13 protein-coding genes are annotated in these 13,428 nt (G+C 70.9%); 7 read left to right on the top strand and 6 right to left on the bottom strand.

The genetic code is table 11. The features are described 5' to 3' along the window. Positions 1 to 284: integrase core domain-containing protein (locus A3G1_RS0112590; protein ID WP_018349831.1), on the top strand; the 284-nt coding region annotated here is incomplete at its 5' end. Positions 285 to 288: 4 nt separating this feature from the next. On the opposite strand, the gene A3G1_RS0112585 is transcribed toward A3G1_RS0112590, so the two are convergent. Genes A3G1_RS0112585 through A3G1_RS0112575 form a run of 3 tightly spaced genes read right to left on the bottom strand, consistent with a single transcriptional unit; the run spans position 289 to position 1,860 of the window. Further along, the gene (locus tag A3G1_RS0112585; RefSeq protein ID WP_018349830.1) at positions 289 to 861 is read right to left on the bottom strand and encodes a class IV adenylate cyclase; all 573 of its coding nucleotides are present in this window, start codon (positions 859 to 861) and stop codon (positions 289 to 291) included. Positions 862 to 879: 18 nt separating this feature from the next. Then, positions 880 to 1,041, bottom strand: coding sequence for a hypothetical protein (locus tag A3G1_RS40525; protein ID WP_018349829.1), 162 nt, complete (start codon positions 1,039 to 1,041; stop codon positions 880 to 882). Between the two features lie 12 nt (positions 1,042 to 1,053). Next, positions 1,054 to 1,860 carry a metallophosphoesterase gene (locus A3G1_RS0112575; protein ID WP_157641093.1) on the bottom strand — a complete coding sequence of 269 codons (807 nt, stop codon included), beginning with the start codon at positions 1,858 to 1,860 and terminating at the stop codon, positions 1,054 to 1,056. Positions 1,861 to 1,970: 110 nt separating this feature from the next. On the opposite strand from A3G1_RS0112575, the gene A3G1_RS34615 reads away from it, so the two are divergent. Beyond that, complete coding sequence (locus A3G1_RS34615; protein ID WP_018349827.1) at positions 1,971 to 2,501, top strand: NIPSNAP family protein; 531 nt, start codon at positions 1,971 to 1,973, stop codon at positions 2,499 to 2,501. Positions 2,502 to 2,519: 18 nt separating this feature from the next. Here the strand turns inward: A3G1_RS34615 and A3G1_RS0112565 are convergent, their stop codons facing one another. Beyond that, positions 2,520 to 3,365 carry a UbiA family prenyltransferase gene (locus A3G1_RS0112565; RefSeq protein WP_018349826.1) on the bottom strand — a complete coding sequence of 282 codons (846 nt, stop codon included), beginning with the start codon at positions 3,363 to 3,365 and terminating at the stop codon, positions 2,520 to 2,522. Between the two features lie 46 nt (positions 3,366 to 3,411). On the opposite strand from A3G1_RS0112565, the gene A3G1_RS0112560 reads away from it, so the two are divergent. Both A3G1_RS0112560 and A3G1_RS0112555 read left to right on the top strand, forming a co-directional pair. Continuing rightward, positions 3,412 to 4,092, top strand: coding sequence for a methyltransferase domain-containing protein (locus A3G1_RS0112560; protein ID WP_245563490.1), 681 nt, complete (start codon positions 3,412 to 3,414; stop codon positions 4,090 to 4,092). Positions 4,093 to 4,096: 4 nt separating this feature from the next. Beyond that, positions 4,097 to 5,107, top strand: coding sequence for a type III polyketide synthase (locus A3G1_RS0112555; RefSeq protein WP_018349824.1), 1,011 nt, complete (start codon positions 4,097 to 4,099; stop codon positions 5,105 to 5,107). Positions 5,108 to 5,116: 9 nt separating this feature from the next. Here A3G1_RS0112555 and A3G1_RS34610 read toward each other — a convergent pair whose 3' ends face one another. After that, positions 5,117 to 5,872, bottom strand: a complete 756-nt coding sequence (locus A3G1_RS34610; RefSeq protein ID WP_018349823.1) for a class I SAM-dependent methyltransferase — start codon at positions 5,870 to 5,872, stop codon at positions 5,117 to 5,119. A gap of 248 nt (positions 5,873 to 6,120) precedes the next feature. Here A3G1_RS34610 and A3G1_RS0112545 point away from each other — a divergent pair, with 248 nt between their 5' ends. Together A3G1_RS0112545 and A3G1_RS0112540 are read left to right on the top strand one after the other, a co-directional pair. Beyond that, positions 6,121 to 7,503: a GH25 family lysozyme gene (locus A3G1_RS0112545; RefSeq protein WP_157641092.1), complete on the top strand. Its 1,383-nt coding sequence runs from the start codon at positions 6,121 to 6,123 to the stop codon at positions 7,501 to 7,503. Between the two features lie 177 nt (positions 7,504 to 7,680). Then, entirely contained in the window at positions 7,681 to 8,277 is a 597-nt protein-coding gene (locus A3G1_RS0112540) for a hypothetical protein (RefSeq protein ID WP_018349822.1), read from the top strand. A 41-nt stretch (positions 8,278 to 8,318) separates the two neighbouring features. Here A3G1_RS0112540 and A3G1_RS34605 read toward each other — a convergent pair whose 3' ends face one another. Beyond that, on the bottom strand, positions 8,319 to 10,190 hold the full coding sequence (locus A3G1_RS34605; protein WP_018349821.1) for a Xaa-Pro dipeptidyl-peptidase: 1,872 nt from the start codon (positions 10,188 to 10,190) through the stop codon (positions 8,319 to 8,321). 150 nt (positions 10,191 to 10,340) lie between these two features. Between A3G1_RS34605 and A3G1_RS38490 the strand changes: the two genes are divergently transcribed. Continuing rightward, positions 10,341 to 13,412, top strand: coding sequence for an Hsp70 family protein (locus A3G1_RS38490; RefSeq protein WP_018349820.1), 3,072 nt, complete (start codon positions 10,341 to 10,343; stop codon positions 13,410 to 13,412). Positions 13,413 to 13,428: the final 16 nt, after the last annotated feature.

Genomic DNA, 13,428 nt, shown 5'->3' with positions numbered 1-13,428 from the left:
GCTCCGCCTACCGGTCCACGTCCTGGCGCGAAGCTCTGGCCACCGCCGGGATCCAGCACAAACGCACCCGGCCCTACCGGCCGCAAACCAACGGCAAAGTCGAACGCTTCCACCGCACCCTGGCCGACGAATGGGCCTACGCCCGCCCCTACCAGTCAGAAACCGAACGCCGGACAGCCCTCGCCGGCTTCCTCCACACCTACAATCACCACCGAGCACACACCGCACTCGGCGGCCACCCACCAGCCAGCCGCATCCCCAACCTCACGGGACAGAACACCTAGGTGTTCAGCCAGCTCTGTGCCGCTCGGCGGTAACGAGATCGATGTAGAACTCGGTGGTGAAGTCGGCGGGCGGGATCCCGAGATCCGCGAGTACCCGGTCGACTGCCGCCAGCGCTTCCGGAACATCTTCGCCCGGAGACCCCACGATGGTCTCCACTTCGATGAACGTCGGCTCCAGCTCCGGCACCCGGACCACAGTCGCCAGGATGGACCGTCCGGCGACGTCGAACCGGAAGTTCTCGCAGAGCTTCTGGTACGCGATCGTGTGGCCGAGCCCGAGCCCGGCAAGGATCATGTCCATCATGTCTGGGTCTGCGACCTCGGTCTCGAACTCGGGCATCACAGCACCGTCGGTCGCGGAACCCTTGTAGGTGAGCAGCGTCCGGCGCGCGCCATCCGCCTCGACGATGTCCCGTAGCCGGAGCTCACGCCTGCCGTCGCGCTCCAGCGCCCTGTCGGGCCAGTCGTAGTACACGTCCCGGTAGGTGCTGACAGATCCTGACGTGTAGGCGCTCAGCCTGGTCCTGACGTGCTGCACGTCATGAACGATCGCCGTGCGTTCAACCTCGATCGGCATCCGGAGGCACTCCTTCAGTCACACGATGTGTTCAGAAAGCTCGATCATCTCTTGAAGCGTGCGCGAGAACGCGGCATGCAGCGCTCCTTCCCAGCGGGAATCGAAGGCTGACAGGTACAGCATCTCGTCCAGGCGGATCATCCGCCAGATGGGCAGCGCGTCGTACAGGTGCACCCGCATGGGCGACGTTGCCTAGTGGACTGGCGCTGGCAGCGGGGTCAGGCGGGCGACCAGGATCTTGCCGCCCTTGTACGCTCCGCCGTCGATCGCCGTCGCCAGGCCGCCCGCGTGCCGGATCGGCTCGGTGACCTGCTCGGAGGGCAGGCCGAACAGGTTCTGGAGCGTGGTGTGGCCGTGGACGATGTGGCCGGCGCCGAGTTCGCGGAGCATGTGGCGGGCCCGTCGTTCGCCGTCGCTGCCGTAGAACGGGCCACGGTCGCTGAGCACGCCCGCGAAGTACAGGAACGCCTCCGGGTCGTCGCCGGCCAGCTCCAACATCACCCGGGTGTTGATCTCGCCGACCGCAGAGCCGTACCGGAGGTAGGCGTCGGTGTCGGAGTGCACGAGCAGGTACCCGTCCTCCACGGCCATCGCCGGCAGACCGCCGATCCAGGCCCGGTGGTCGGCGGACAGCCGGTCCAGGTCCGCCTGGAGCCCGCCCCAGCGCCGCCACGCGCCGAGGAAGCCGCCCGGCTCGTCCCAGCCAGGTACCGGCTGGTCGCGGAACCGGTGCGCGGCGAGCAGCTGTGCCTCGTGGTTTCCGAGCAGCGCGCCGACGTGACCGCCCTCGGCCGCCGCGTCCTCGGCGAGCTGCCGGATGTCGTCGATCACGCCGATGCCGTCCGGCCCGCGATCGACGTAGTCCCCGAGGAACCACAGCCGCGCCTCGCCACCCGTCCAGCGGCCGTCCTCGCTGGCCAGCCCGGCGTCGCGCAGGGCGGCCCGCATCGCGGTGCGGTGGCCGTGGACGTCGGAGACGGCGTACAGCGGAGTGATCATCGTGCCCACGCTATGCCGGGCCGGGTCGATGATCAAACCCGCTCCGGTAGCGGATTTAGCGGCGTCTTAATCCTGGCGAGCGAGGCGGGCAGGCGCGCACGCTGGGCCGCATGACTGATCATGTTCTGGAACTCCGGCAGTACACCCTCCATCCTGGCCAGCGCGACGTCCTGATCGACCTGTTCGAGAGGCTGTTCGTGGCGGGGCAGGAAGAGGCCGGGATGGGCATTCCGGGCCACTTCCGCGACTGGGACGACCCAGACCGCTTCGTCTGGCTGCGGACTTTCCCCGACATGGAGTCCCGGAAGGACATGCTGCACGCGTTCTACTACGGGCCCGTGTGGCAGGCGCACCGGAACGAGGCCAACGCCACGATGATCGACTCGGACAACGTGCTGCTGCTGGAGCCAGCCACTCCGGGAAGCCCGCCGCCAGGAAGGTCCACTGTGGAGATCTCCGTCTACGAGCGCAGCAAGGCACCCAGCCTGACCGCCGGCGGAACCGGGTACGTCACGAAGCACGCCGAGAACACGTTTCCGGCGCTGCCGGTCCGCGAGGGTGAGGACGTGTATGTGTGGTTTGCCCAGCGGCTCGGCCAGGCACCCGACGAGGGCCTGATCTCGCGTGTCCGCGTGTACTGAGTAGCGGCCAGACGGGCTTCACGTCTGTCCACTCAGGAACGGGGCGGCGACGAGCAGGGCGACGTCCAGCAGGGCCACGACGAGGACGGCGCGGAAGGCGGCCCGGGAGCCCGGCCGGCTTCCGAGCCACAGGCCGGCCGGGAGGATCACGGCCGCGGCAGCGACGACGGCGAGCCCGGGCCACGAGCGGATCCCTACGGCGAGGACCACTGAGGCTGCGGCCAGGCCGGCGGCGGCCAGTACGCGGGAGAGGCCGGGGCCTGCTCGCAGTGGCGCGCTCCGCACGCCGGTCGCCTCGTCGTCGGCCAGGTCAGGCAGCGCGTTGGCGAAGTGGGCGCCGAAGCCGAGCAGGCCGCCGGCGACGGGCAGCCACCAGGGCGGCGGGGGCGCGCCGGGCAGGCCGAGGTACGCGAAGGCCGGCAGGGCCGCGAACGACACGACGTACGGGAGCGGGGACAGGACCGTCCTCTTGAGAGGGATGTTGTAGAGCCAGGCCGAGGCCAGGCCGATCAGGAGGGCGAGCGCCGCCGGTACGCCGGAAAGGAGCGCCAGCGGCAGCGAGACCAGCCCGGCGGCGATGGCAGCTGTCCTGATGGCCGGGCGGGAGACGTGTCCTGCGGCGACGGGCTTGTCCGGCCGGCCGGCGGTGACGTCGCGGTCGGCGTCGAGCCAGTCGTTGCCCCAGCCGACGGAGAGCTGGGTGGCGAGGATCGCGGCTCCGGAGGCCAGGACTCCGCTCCACTGCTGCCCGGCTCCGGCCGCAAGGAGGGTCCCGCCGGCGGTCACGGCGAGGGCCGGCTCGGGGTGGCAGGCGCGCAGCAGTGCGGTGACCCGCAGGCGACAGGCCCGGCGAAGTGCGAACACGCCGGTAAGTGTGGCCGCAAATCCGGTTTCGTGCCACCCTGACATGATGCGTCCCAATGACCCCGCCTTGTATGAGCAGCTCGCGGCTGAGTGGTGGGACGAGGACGGCGTGTTCAAGATGCTGCACTGGCTGGCCGCCGCCCGGGCGAGGCTGATTCCGCCGGCTGAGCGCCCCGGTGCTGTCCTGGTCGACCTGGGCTGCGGCGGCGGGCTGCTCGCCCCGCACGTCGCGGGCAAGGGCTACCACCACGTCGGGGCCGACATCGTGCACGGCAGCCTGGGCATCGCCGCGAAGTACGGCGTGACGGGCGTGCGGGCCGACGTGTCGGCGCTCCCGCTGGCCAGTGGCTGTGCCGACGTGGTCAGCGCCGGCGAGATCCTGGAGCACGTCTACGACCTGCCGTCCACAGTGGCCGAGGCGTGCCGGGTGCTGCGGCCGGGCGGGCTGGTCGTGCTCGACACGCTGTCGGACACCGCGCTGTGCCGGTTCGTGGCGATCACGCTCGCCGAGCGGCTCGGGCTCGCTCCGCGCGGTGTGCACGACCCCGCGCTGCTGGTCTCCCCCTCCCGCCTCAAGGCGCTGTTCGCCGCGCACGGGGTCCGGCTGCGGGTGCGCGGGCTGCGCCCCAGCCTGCTCGATCTGCTCGCGCGCCGCCGGGCGGTCCGGATGGTGCCGAGTCTCAGCACAGCCATCCTGTACCAGGGCAGAGGAGTCAAAGCGTGGTGACAACGTGGCCGTGCTGGCTGGGCTAGGCACAGCGTTCCCGCCGCCGGTCACGCAGGCGGAACTGTGGGAGGGCTACTTCTCCCGGCACTTCGCCGGCGCGCCGATCGCCGAGCGGGTGTTCCGCAACTCGGGGGTGACGACCCGGCACACGGTCCTCAACCCGCTCACGGAGGACGTGTCGGGCTGGAGTACCGGGCAGCGGATGCGCCGCTACGTCGAGGAGGCCGTCCCGCTCGGCAAGGAGGCGGTGCTGGGCGCGCTGGCCGACGCCGGGGTGGGCGTGGCCGACGTCGGGCTGCTGGCCGTGGCGACGTGCACCGGGTACGCGACGCCGGGGCTCGACCTGATGCTGGCCAGGGATCTCGGCTTCGACCCGGCGCTGCGGCGGCTGGTCATCGGGCACATGGGCTGCTACGCGGCGCTGCCGGGGCTGGGCGCCGTGGCGGACTACGTGGACACGCACGGCAAGCCGGCCGTGCTGCTGTGCGTCGAGCTGACCAGCCTCCACGGCCAGCCGCCGACCACGGACACCGGGCAGATCATCTCGCACGCGCTGTTCTCCGACGCTGCCGCCGCCGTGGTGGTGACGCCGGCCGGCCCCGGGTACGAGATCCGGGGTGTGGCAGCCCGGACCGACGCAACGACCGCCGACCACATGACGTGGGAGGTGACCGACCTCGGGTTCCGGATGGGGCTGTCGCCGCGTGTGCCCGGCGTGCTCGCCCGGCACGTCGGGCCGCTGGTCGCCGAGCTGACGGCCGGGGTCACGGTCGACGGCTGGGCCGTGCACCCCGGCGGCCCCCGCATCCTGGAGGTCACCCAGGAGCAGCTCGGGCTGCCGCCGTCCGCTCTGGCGGCTTCCCGCCGTACTCTCGCCGAGCACGGCAACTGCTCGTCGGCGACCGTCCTGCTCGTCCTCGACTCGCTCCGCGCCCAGGAGGTACCACCGTCCACAGTGGCCGCTCTGGCTTTCGGGCCGGGGCTGACGCTGTACGGGGCGCTGCTGACCTCCTGACTGACGGTCTCAGCGCCGGAAGACGAGGAGCTGGCTGGTCTCGTACTGCGGTTCGCTGCCGAGGGAGGGCAGCAGCTCCTCGATCCTGGCGAAGCCCGCCTCGATCTGTTCCTCGGTCACGAGCTCGAAGAAGGAGACGGCACGCCGCTTGAGCCGCTCGTAGTCCTCGGCCAGGCTCGCCGAGCGTGGCCAGGTGACTTCCTCGCGGGCGGCGAGGGTCCAGCCGGCCCCGGTGAAGTCGCCGATCACCTCGTCCTGGGTCCGGAACTGCGCGGAGTCGGCCTTCCCCCACTCGGGTACGGCACGGAACCACCAGACGTCGGGCATCAGGTCGGAGAAGTTGGTCTGCACGAAGATCGTGCCGCCCGGCTTCACGACCCGGCGCAGCTCGCGGGCCGCTGTCTCCCGGCCTGCCACGTGGTGCCAGACGAAGAACAGGAGCGCGGCGTCCACCGAGGCGTCCGGCAGGGGGATGCTCTCCGCCGACCCGGCCGCGTACGTGACGGCTGGGTGGGCAGCGCCCGCCACGGCCTGGGCGCGCATCTTCTCCGAGGGCTCGACGCCGTGCGCCGGGCCACCGAAGGCTCCGGCGAGGTGCGGGGTCATGCGGCCGGTACCGGAGCCGAGGTCCAGCCAGGACAGCGGGCGGGTGTCCGGCAGGTGCCGGGCGAAGGCCTCGAGCCACGTGCCGAGCGCGTCCGGCGACAGCTGCCGGCCGGCCACGTAACCGGTGTGCAGCCGCGCGTCATAGTTGATCTTTCCCATGCCGCCGAGGCTAGCAGCCGGCGGGCCGTCCACATCGGATCCGCGAGCGCGCGAGGGGTACAACCGCAGCTCCGTGAGGGGACAAGCAGGGCGGATCGGGGTACGGGCCGGAGGGTATCCGGCTGGGGTACCGAAAGGTAAAATAAGGGTGTAGCGGACCTTGCCTCCAAATTGGGGGCATTCCAATGCCAACCGGCCGGCCGCCGCGGGGAGCCGCCGCCACGTGCGCGAACGAGGGGGCAGCCATCATGGTCGCGCCATATCGCCGGCAGCCGCAGGTACAGACCGGCCCGATCGGTGAGCGGATGATCGCCCTGGTCGAGAAGTACTATCCGTACGCGAACGAGATCTACGTGAGCTCCGCGATGGACGGGCCGCACGGGAACGTCTCGCATCACTACGGCAACCTGCACTACGCGGGTTCACCGACCGCGGCGATCGACTTCGGGGCCTACGACGACCCGTCGGAGGACAACGACACGAAAGACCAGTGGGACATGGGCCTGCTGGCGGACTGGCTCTGGTACCACTTCCCGGATCTGACGGTCGAGCTGATCCACACCCAGCCGCACAACAACCACCTGACGTACGTCCGCGACCAGGAACGGTGCGGGCCGTACGCCGAGGCCGACCACGTCAACCACATCCACTGGGCCACGTCGGCCGCGCTGATGGACAGGATCGAGGCGCGGGCCAGGGACGCATGGGGCGCGGGCCTGCCGCTCACCCTGAACTCGTCGGGCGTGCAGTGGACCGGCACCTCGCACCTGCTCGACCTGTCCTCGCACCAGGTGGGCATCGACCTGGCCGCCGTGCGCGACGCCGGGTTCACGCTGGCCAACATCAAGACCACGCAGGGCAACTGGTACACGTGGGACCGGGCGAGGGAGTACACCGACCGGGCCCGTGCGCTCGGGTTCGGCCTGATGACCTACCACTGGCTGGACAACTCGGCATCGGGCCGGGAGCAGGCGGACATCGCCTACCGGGGCATGCTGGAGATCGGCGGCCCGGCGGGCATGGGCCACCAGTGCGACTGCGAGGACATCGACTCCCCGGCGACGTTCGAGATCTGGCGGGACTACGTCAACGCCATGCAGGACAGGCTCGGCAGGCCGATCATCAACTACACCGGCGACTGGTGGTGGGTTCCCAAGGGCTGGACGGGCGGCCACCTGACGCCGTACCTGTGGGCGGCGCCGAACAACGGCTACCTGGACGGCTACCCCGGGGACTCCTCGCCGGACTGGCACGCCGGGTACGGCGGCTGGGGTGACTACGCCGCGCTGCAGTACTCCGTGGGCCCGGTCGAGGGGGCCGGCAGCATCAAGGTATCGAAGACCGCGATCAGGGACGCATCCGTGTGGGCTGCGCTGACCGGAGAGGGGGACGACATGACACCCGGACAGGACTACCGGCTGAGGGTACTGATGGCGAACTGGGATCCCACCCGCGACGAGTGGATCCGGGCCGGTGGCAGCCCGGCGTCCTACGACGACGCCGAGGCGAGCGGCGGTGCCCGCAACGGCCTGAAGCAGGCGCTCTCCTCCCTGGAGCTCCAGATCGCGGAGTTGCACGGGAAGCTGGAGACGATGGAGGCCGAGCGGATGGGCCGGCGGGTCAACCGCTGACCGGCCGCCCGGTGGCACCCCGGCCTGGTTCCGTGCCAGGCCGGGGTGCTGCGGCGTTTCACTATCCACAGTGGACTTTTTGTGATCATGGCCATAGTGCGCGGCTGGTGCCCGGCCCTCGGGTGGCTGCATAGGCTCGGGGCAACACGTACTCCGCCTACCACAAGGAGAGTTACTGTGCGTATCACCAGATTCTTCGTGGCCGCCGCGATCGCGGCCAGCCTCGTCGCTGGTCCGGCCGGTACCGCCACCGCGGACGTCGGCATCCCCTGGCGGCTGGACTCCGTCCACACCAGCAGCTACGAGACCTCGCTCGACGGCTGGGCCTGGTACAAGGACGCGAACCTGCGGGACGGCAACGTCACCCGGTCGGCGACGCAGGCGCAGGACGGCAGTTACGGCCTCAAGTTCTATCTCGACGGCCTCAACGACGACGGCACCCTGTGGGTGCGCAAGCAGTTCGCCCGGCCGGACACCACCGCGCAGTACAAGGTGGAAGTGTCCTTCTGGGTCTACTCCGGGCAGCAGAGCAACTTCAACACGTGGCCGATCTTCGCCTACATCGGCAGCACGGCGCCCGCGGCCGAGGAGGACTTCACCTCTGTCGGGCAGACGGACGGGCCGGTGGGCTGGGCGAAGTACACGCACGTCGCCTACATCCAGCCGGAGGCCGGCGCGACGTTCGAGGTGGCGTACGGGCTGAGCGCCACCTGGGAGGTACAGCGCGACTACTACCTCGACAACGCCGAGGTGAAGATCTACCAGATCGGGTAGGGCGGTGAGGGCGGGGCTCCGGGTGGAGCCCCGCCCCTCCTCTATCCCAGGGTCAGCGGGCCGGTGTGCTCGGCGGCGTTCTCGATGCCGAGCCCGGCGCCGTACGGGGCGGCGGGGGCGACGGGCAGCCGGATCAGGCTGCGGCCGAGGTCGACGTCCACCGTGGCTCCGGTGGACTTCGGGGAGACGAACTCGCTGTCGCTGAGGGTCAGGACGAGGCCGAGCCGGTGCCCGGCCGGGATGACCTGGTCGGTGGGTGCGAGGTTCCACGCGACCGTGTACCAGGTGCCTGCCGCCATCGGCGCCGGGCTGCTGAGGGAGTCGCGGTGCGCGCCGTCGATCCAGCCCCGGCTGAGGACGGCCTGGCCGGCCGTCGTGGTCACCTTCGACGTTTCCTTGTAGCAGGCGTCGTCGGCAGCGGTGGACGATCCCCAGCACGTCTCGTTGGCGAGCGTGGTGATGCCCTCGCCGGACGAGCGGTAGTTGACGCGGGTCGCGGTGCCGTAGTCCACGAGCCGGGCCGACAGGATCGTCGTGCTCTTGCTGGACTTCACCCGGAGCGTGATCTGCGGGGTGCCCGCCAGGTGCAGGTCGGCGGCGAGCGGGGCCGTCCAGTACACCTTGCGGCCGTTCTTGTTGTTGGCCGGTGAGCTGATCGCCTGGGACTCCGACAGGTTCGGGGAGTCGCTGATGCTGGTGGTGGCGGCGGCGGAGGGCGCGGTGCTGAGGACGCCTGCCGCGCCGGCGCCGGGTTTCAGGGAGTACACGGTGGACACCGTGCCGGCCGGCGGCCAGGCCGAGGTGTCCGACCAGACGTTCGCGCCGCGTTCGACGGTGGCCTGCGGCTCGTTCATGATGCCGTTGTCGATGCCCATCAGCCAGTAGTCGAACCACCGGTGCAGCGTGCTCACCCACACCGGGCGCCGGAAGTCGAACGGGTCGACGTGCCCTTCCTGCGACAGCCACAGCTTGCGGGGCACGTTGTTCGCGGCGAGCGCCTGCCACCACTTGCCGTACTGCGCGCCCTGGACGTTCAGATCATTCATTCCGTGTACCAGGAAGACGCTGGCCTTCACGTTGCTGGCCTGCGGCACGTAGTCCCGGGCCGCCCAGAAGGCGTTGTAGTTGGCGGTGGCCGCGTCCGACCCGGACGTCAGCCCGTTGCGTACCGCGTCGCAGGTGCCTGCCGGGCGGCTGTTGACGAGGGTGTGCAGGCTGGGGACGGAGCTGACCTTCGGGTTCACGGCGCCGTTGACCCGGTTGTAGTCGTACCAGCTGGAGATCGCCGAGATCGGGACGATCGTCGCCAGGCCGGGCACGCCGGTCGCGGCCACCCCGTTGGCGACGGTGCCGTCCCACGACTTGCCGATCATGCCGACCTTCCCCGTCGACCAGGTCGCGAAGGCCTGCGTACCGTCGGCGCGCCGGGCGATGGCCGTGCCGTTCAGCCAGTCGATGACGGCTTTCGCGCCCAGTACCTCGGCCTGCCCGCCGACGTCCTCGCAGCCGGTCGAGCGGGCCGTGCCGGACAGGTCGGCGGCGATGAAGGCGTACCCGCGCGGCACGAAGTAGTTGTCGTAGAACAGCGGGAACTTGGTGACCGTGCCGTCGGGGGCGTAGCTCTTCTTCTCGCTCTCGTTGCCACGGCCGCAGCAGTGGTAGTACGGCGAGGCGTCCATGATGACCGGTACCCGCTGGGTGGCCTCACGCGGCCGGATGATGTCGGCGGTGATCCGGTCCGGCTGGCCGTTGCCGTCGTTGTCCACTGGGGACTCGACCCAGACTGTCTCGCGGATCGCGTCGGCGTAGGAGTAGATCGGGTCCGTCTGGAGGGCGCGCGGGGCGGCCTGGGCCGGTGGCGCGAGTACGGCGAACATGACAAGAACCAGGCCGGTGAGGGAAACACGGCGCATATGGCACCTCAAATATCGACGTAGGTGCATGCATGGTGGCAGAGCGCCCGAGTCGTGTACAGGTCTCGGGAAGACTTGTCACACGCCTCCGATACGATGCCGGCTTCAAGAGATTTCCGGCCGCGTTACAGCCACAATCAAGGAGTCACCGTGCGGCTCGCCGTGGACCTCGGCACCTCACACACCGTCGCTGTGGTCAGGCGCGAAGGCCAGCCCGTCCGGGCCCTCCTGTTCGACGGCACACCACTGCTGCCCTCCGGCGTGTACGCGGATCCGGGTGGCGACCTGCTCGTCGGCCGCGATGCCGAGCGGCTCGCCCAGCTCGGGCCGGACAGGTTCGAGCCGCACCCCAAGCGCCAGGTCGACGCGGGTTCCGTCCTGCTCGGCGACCGCGAGGTCACGGTCACGGCCCTGCTCGCCGCGATCCTGGGCCGGGTCGCCTCCGAGGCACGCCACGCCGGCGTCGACCCGGCGGGCGGCATGACGATCACCTGCCCGGCCGACTGGGGCACGCCCCGGCGTGACGTGCTGCGAGCCGCGGCCCGCGAGGCTGGGCTCGGCGAGATCCGGCTGGTCGAGGAGCCGGTGGCCGCCGCGACGTACTGCCTGGACGTTCTCGGCCAGCAGGTCGGCCCAGGCCAGGCCCTGGCGGTCTTCGACTTCGGCGGCGGGACGCTCGACGTGACAGTCGTCCGCCGCGGCGAGGCCGAGACCCTGGAGGTGCTCGCGACCGGCGGCCTCGACAACCTCGGCGGGCTCGACGTCGACGCGGCGCTCGTCGGCCACATGGGACAGCTCCTGGAGCTGCGCGACCCGCAGGCCTGGCGGCGGCTGCACGCGCCAGGCACCCCGGCGGAGCTGCGCGACCGGCGCGTCTTCTGGAACGAGGTGCGCTCGGCCAAGGAGATGCTGTCGCGCGCCGCGACCGCCCCGGTGTCGGTGCCCGGCCGCGACGAGGCCCTGCACCTGACGCGGGAGGAGCTGGAACGGATCGCCGGGCCGCTGATCGACCGCGCGGTCGACGAGACCCGGCGGGTACTCCAGCGGACCGGCATCGGGCCCGGCCAGCTGGCCGGGGTGTTCCTGGTCGGTGGTTCCAGCCGGATTCCGCTGATCGCCAGCCGCCTGCACACCCGGCTCGGTGTCGCGCCCGCCGTGCCGGAGCAGCCGGAGCTGCCGGTCGCGCACGGCGGCCTGCTGTACGGCCTTTCGTCCAGTATGGACAATCCCGTACCGGTGGCGGACGAGCCCCGTACTCCCCCGCCGCCGGTCGTGCCCCGGCCGGGACAGCCGCCGGCCGGGCCGTTCCCGCCGGCTGGTGGCCAGGTCCGGCCTGTTTCCGGTGTACCGGTTTCCGGTGTGCCGGTGTCGGGTGTTCCTGTGTCGGGAATACCGGTGACCGGGCCGCCTGCGGTTTCGGCGCCCTCCGGGTACCCGCCGGTGCCCGTGTCCGGCATGCCGGTGTCCGCTGTGCCCGTCACGGGCGTGCCAGCTCCGGGGATGCCCGTGACCGGCCAGCCAGGGCAGGGCGGCTATCCGCCGGTGCCGGGGCAGCCACAGGGCTGGGGCTCCGCACCCGGTGTCCACCCTGGACAGCAGGGCCCGCCGCCCGCGTACCAGCAGCCGGGATACGCGCCGCACACCGACTCGGGATTCCAGGCCCAGCACCTGGGGCACGGGCAGCACGGAGGGCACGGGCAGCACGGCTTCGGGCACGAGCAGGTGACCCCGCCGCCTCCCCCGCCACCGCCTATGACGGGCAAGGGCGGCGACGACTTCGCGCCGATGCCCCGGCCGGCCCGGCCAGCGTTCAAGCTCCGGTACCTGCGGGGGATCGGCATGATGCTCGCCATCATGCTCCTCGTCGGCTTCGCCGTGTCCCCGCAGATCCGCAAGCTGATCACGTCTCTCGGCGAGAAGGCCGCCGACAGTGTCGGCCTCGACGGCGTGACCGGTTCCGGTGGCGGCCTCGGCAAGCTGGAACAGACCACGGAGATCAACGTCCCCGGTGACGGCGCGACAGCCGTGGCCATCGGCGGGGAGCTGGTCTACTACGCCACGGTCAAGGCCGGCGGCGGCACGGAGGTCGTCGCGCTCCCGGCCGGCGGCGGTCCGGAGAAGTGGAAGCAGACCGTCGCCGTCAACACCAGCGACATCACCCTCACCCTGGTCGCCGACCTCGTCGTCCTCGACGGCGGCCCGTCGAAGCGTTCCCGGCCGGACAGGCGCGCCGTCCTCCAGGCCACCGACGGCAAGCAGCTGTGGACCAAGGACTGGAAGGGCCGCCGCGACCTCGCATACCTGGGCACCGACGCCCTCGTCGAGAAAACCGGCGACATGGACCCGGCCGTCTACCGCGTCGACCTGCGCACCGGCACCGACAAGTGGACCAGGCCCGGCCGCAAGAACGACCTGCTCATCATCAACGACCGGCTCGCGCACGCCGCCCAGACCTGGGGGCCGAACGAGGGCGTCAGCACCCCGCCAGCCGACCAGTCCTTCGCCGAGACCCTCGGCAGCCAGGGCGAGGTCGTCATGCTCGACAGCGGCAGCAGCAAGGGCTGGGTGATCGGCGCCGACGGCAAGGACAAGGCCACCGGCGCGCTGCCGATCGAGAACGAGAACTGGACCGTCTACAACGGGCTGGTCGTCGGCCAGGCCAAGGACAAGGCGGCGATCGCCGCGTACAGGACGGCAGGGCTGGGCAAGGCGTGGGAGGTCAGCTTCGCCGCCGGTACCCGCTTCGAGGGCCTCCGGCCGTGCGGGCCGACCCTGGTGTGCGCGGCCGTCACCTCCCCGCAGGGCGGCAAGGAACAGCTCGTCGCGTACCAGACCGGCGACGGCGCCGAGGCGTGGAAGCTGACGATCGGCTCGTCGGTCACCACTCCCGGCTGGTACGTGGCTGGCCAGCACGTCGTGTTCGGGTCCAACAGCTTCGGCTACATCGGCAGCCCGGCGTCCATCGTCGACCCGGCCAGCGGTAAGGAACTCCGCCGGATCGACAACGGCATGATCTCCGGGGCGAGCGGTAACCGGCTCCTGCAGCGCAGGTACAACGGCATGGGCAGCCAGTGGGAGGTCAGCGTCGGCGAGGTCGGCTCCGACAAGACCACCAAGGCCGCGAGCATCGGCGACGACCAGCCACTGGACGTCGGCCTGGCCGCCAACCACGTGGTGGTGATGACGGCCGACCGCCACCTCCGGGTGTTCCGCGTGACCTGACGTGCACCTGGCCAGC

The organism is Longispora albida DSM 44784 (genome assembly GCF_000379825.1).
GTDB classification, from domain to species: Bacteria; Actinomycetota; Actinomycetes; order Mycobacteriales; family Micromonosporaceae; genus Longispora; species Longispora albida.
The sequence above is the reverse complement of the archived record's forward strand: the minus strand, read 5'-3'. Positions and strand labels throughout refer to the sequence as shown.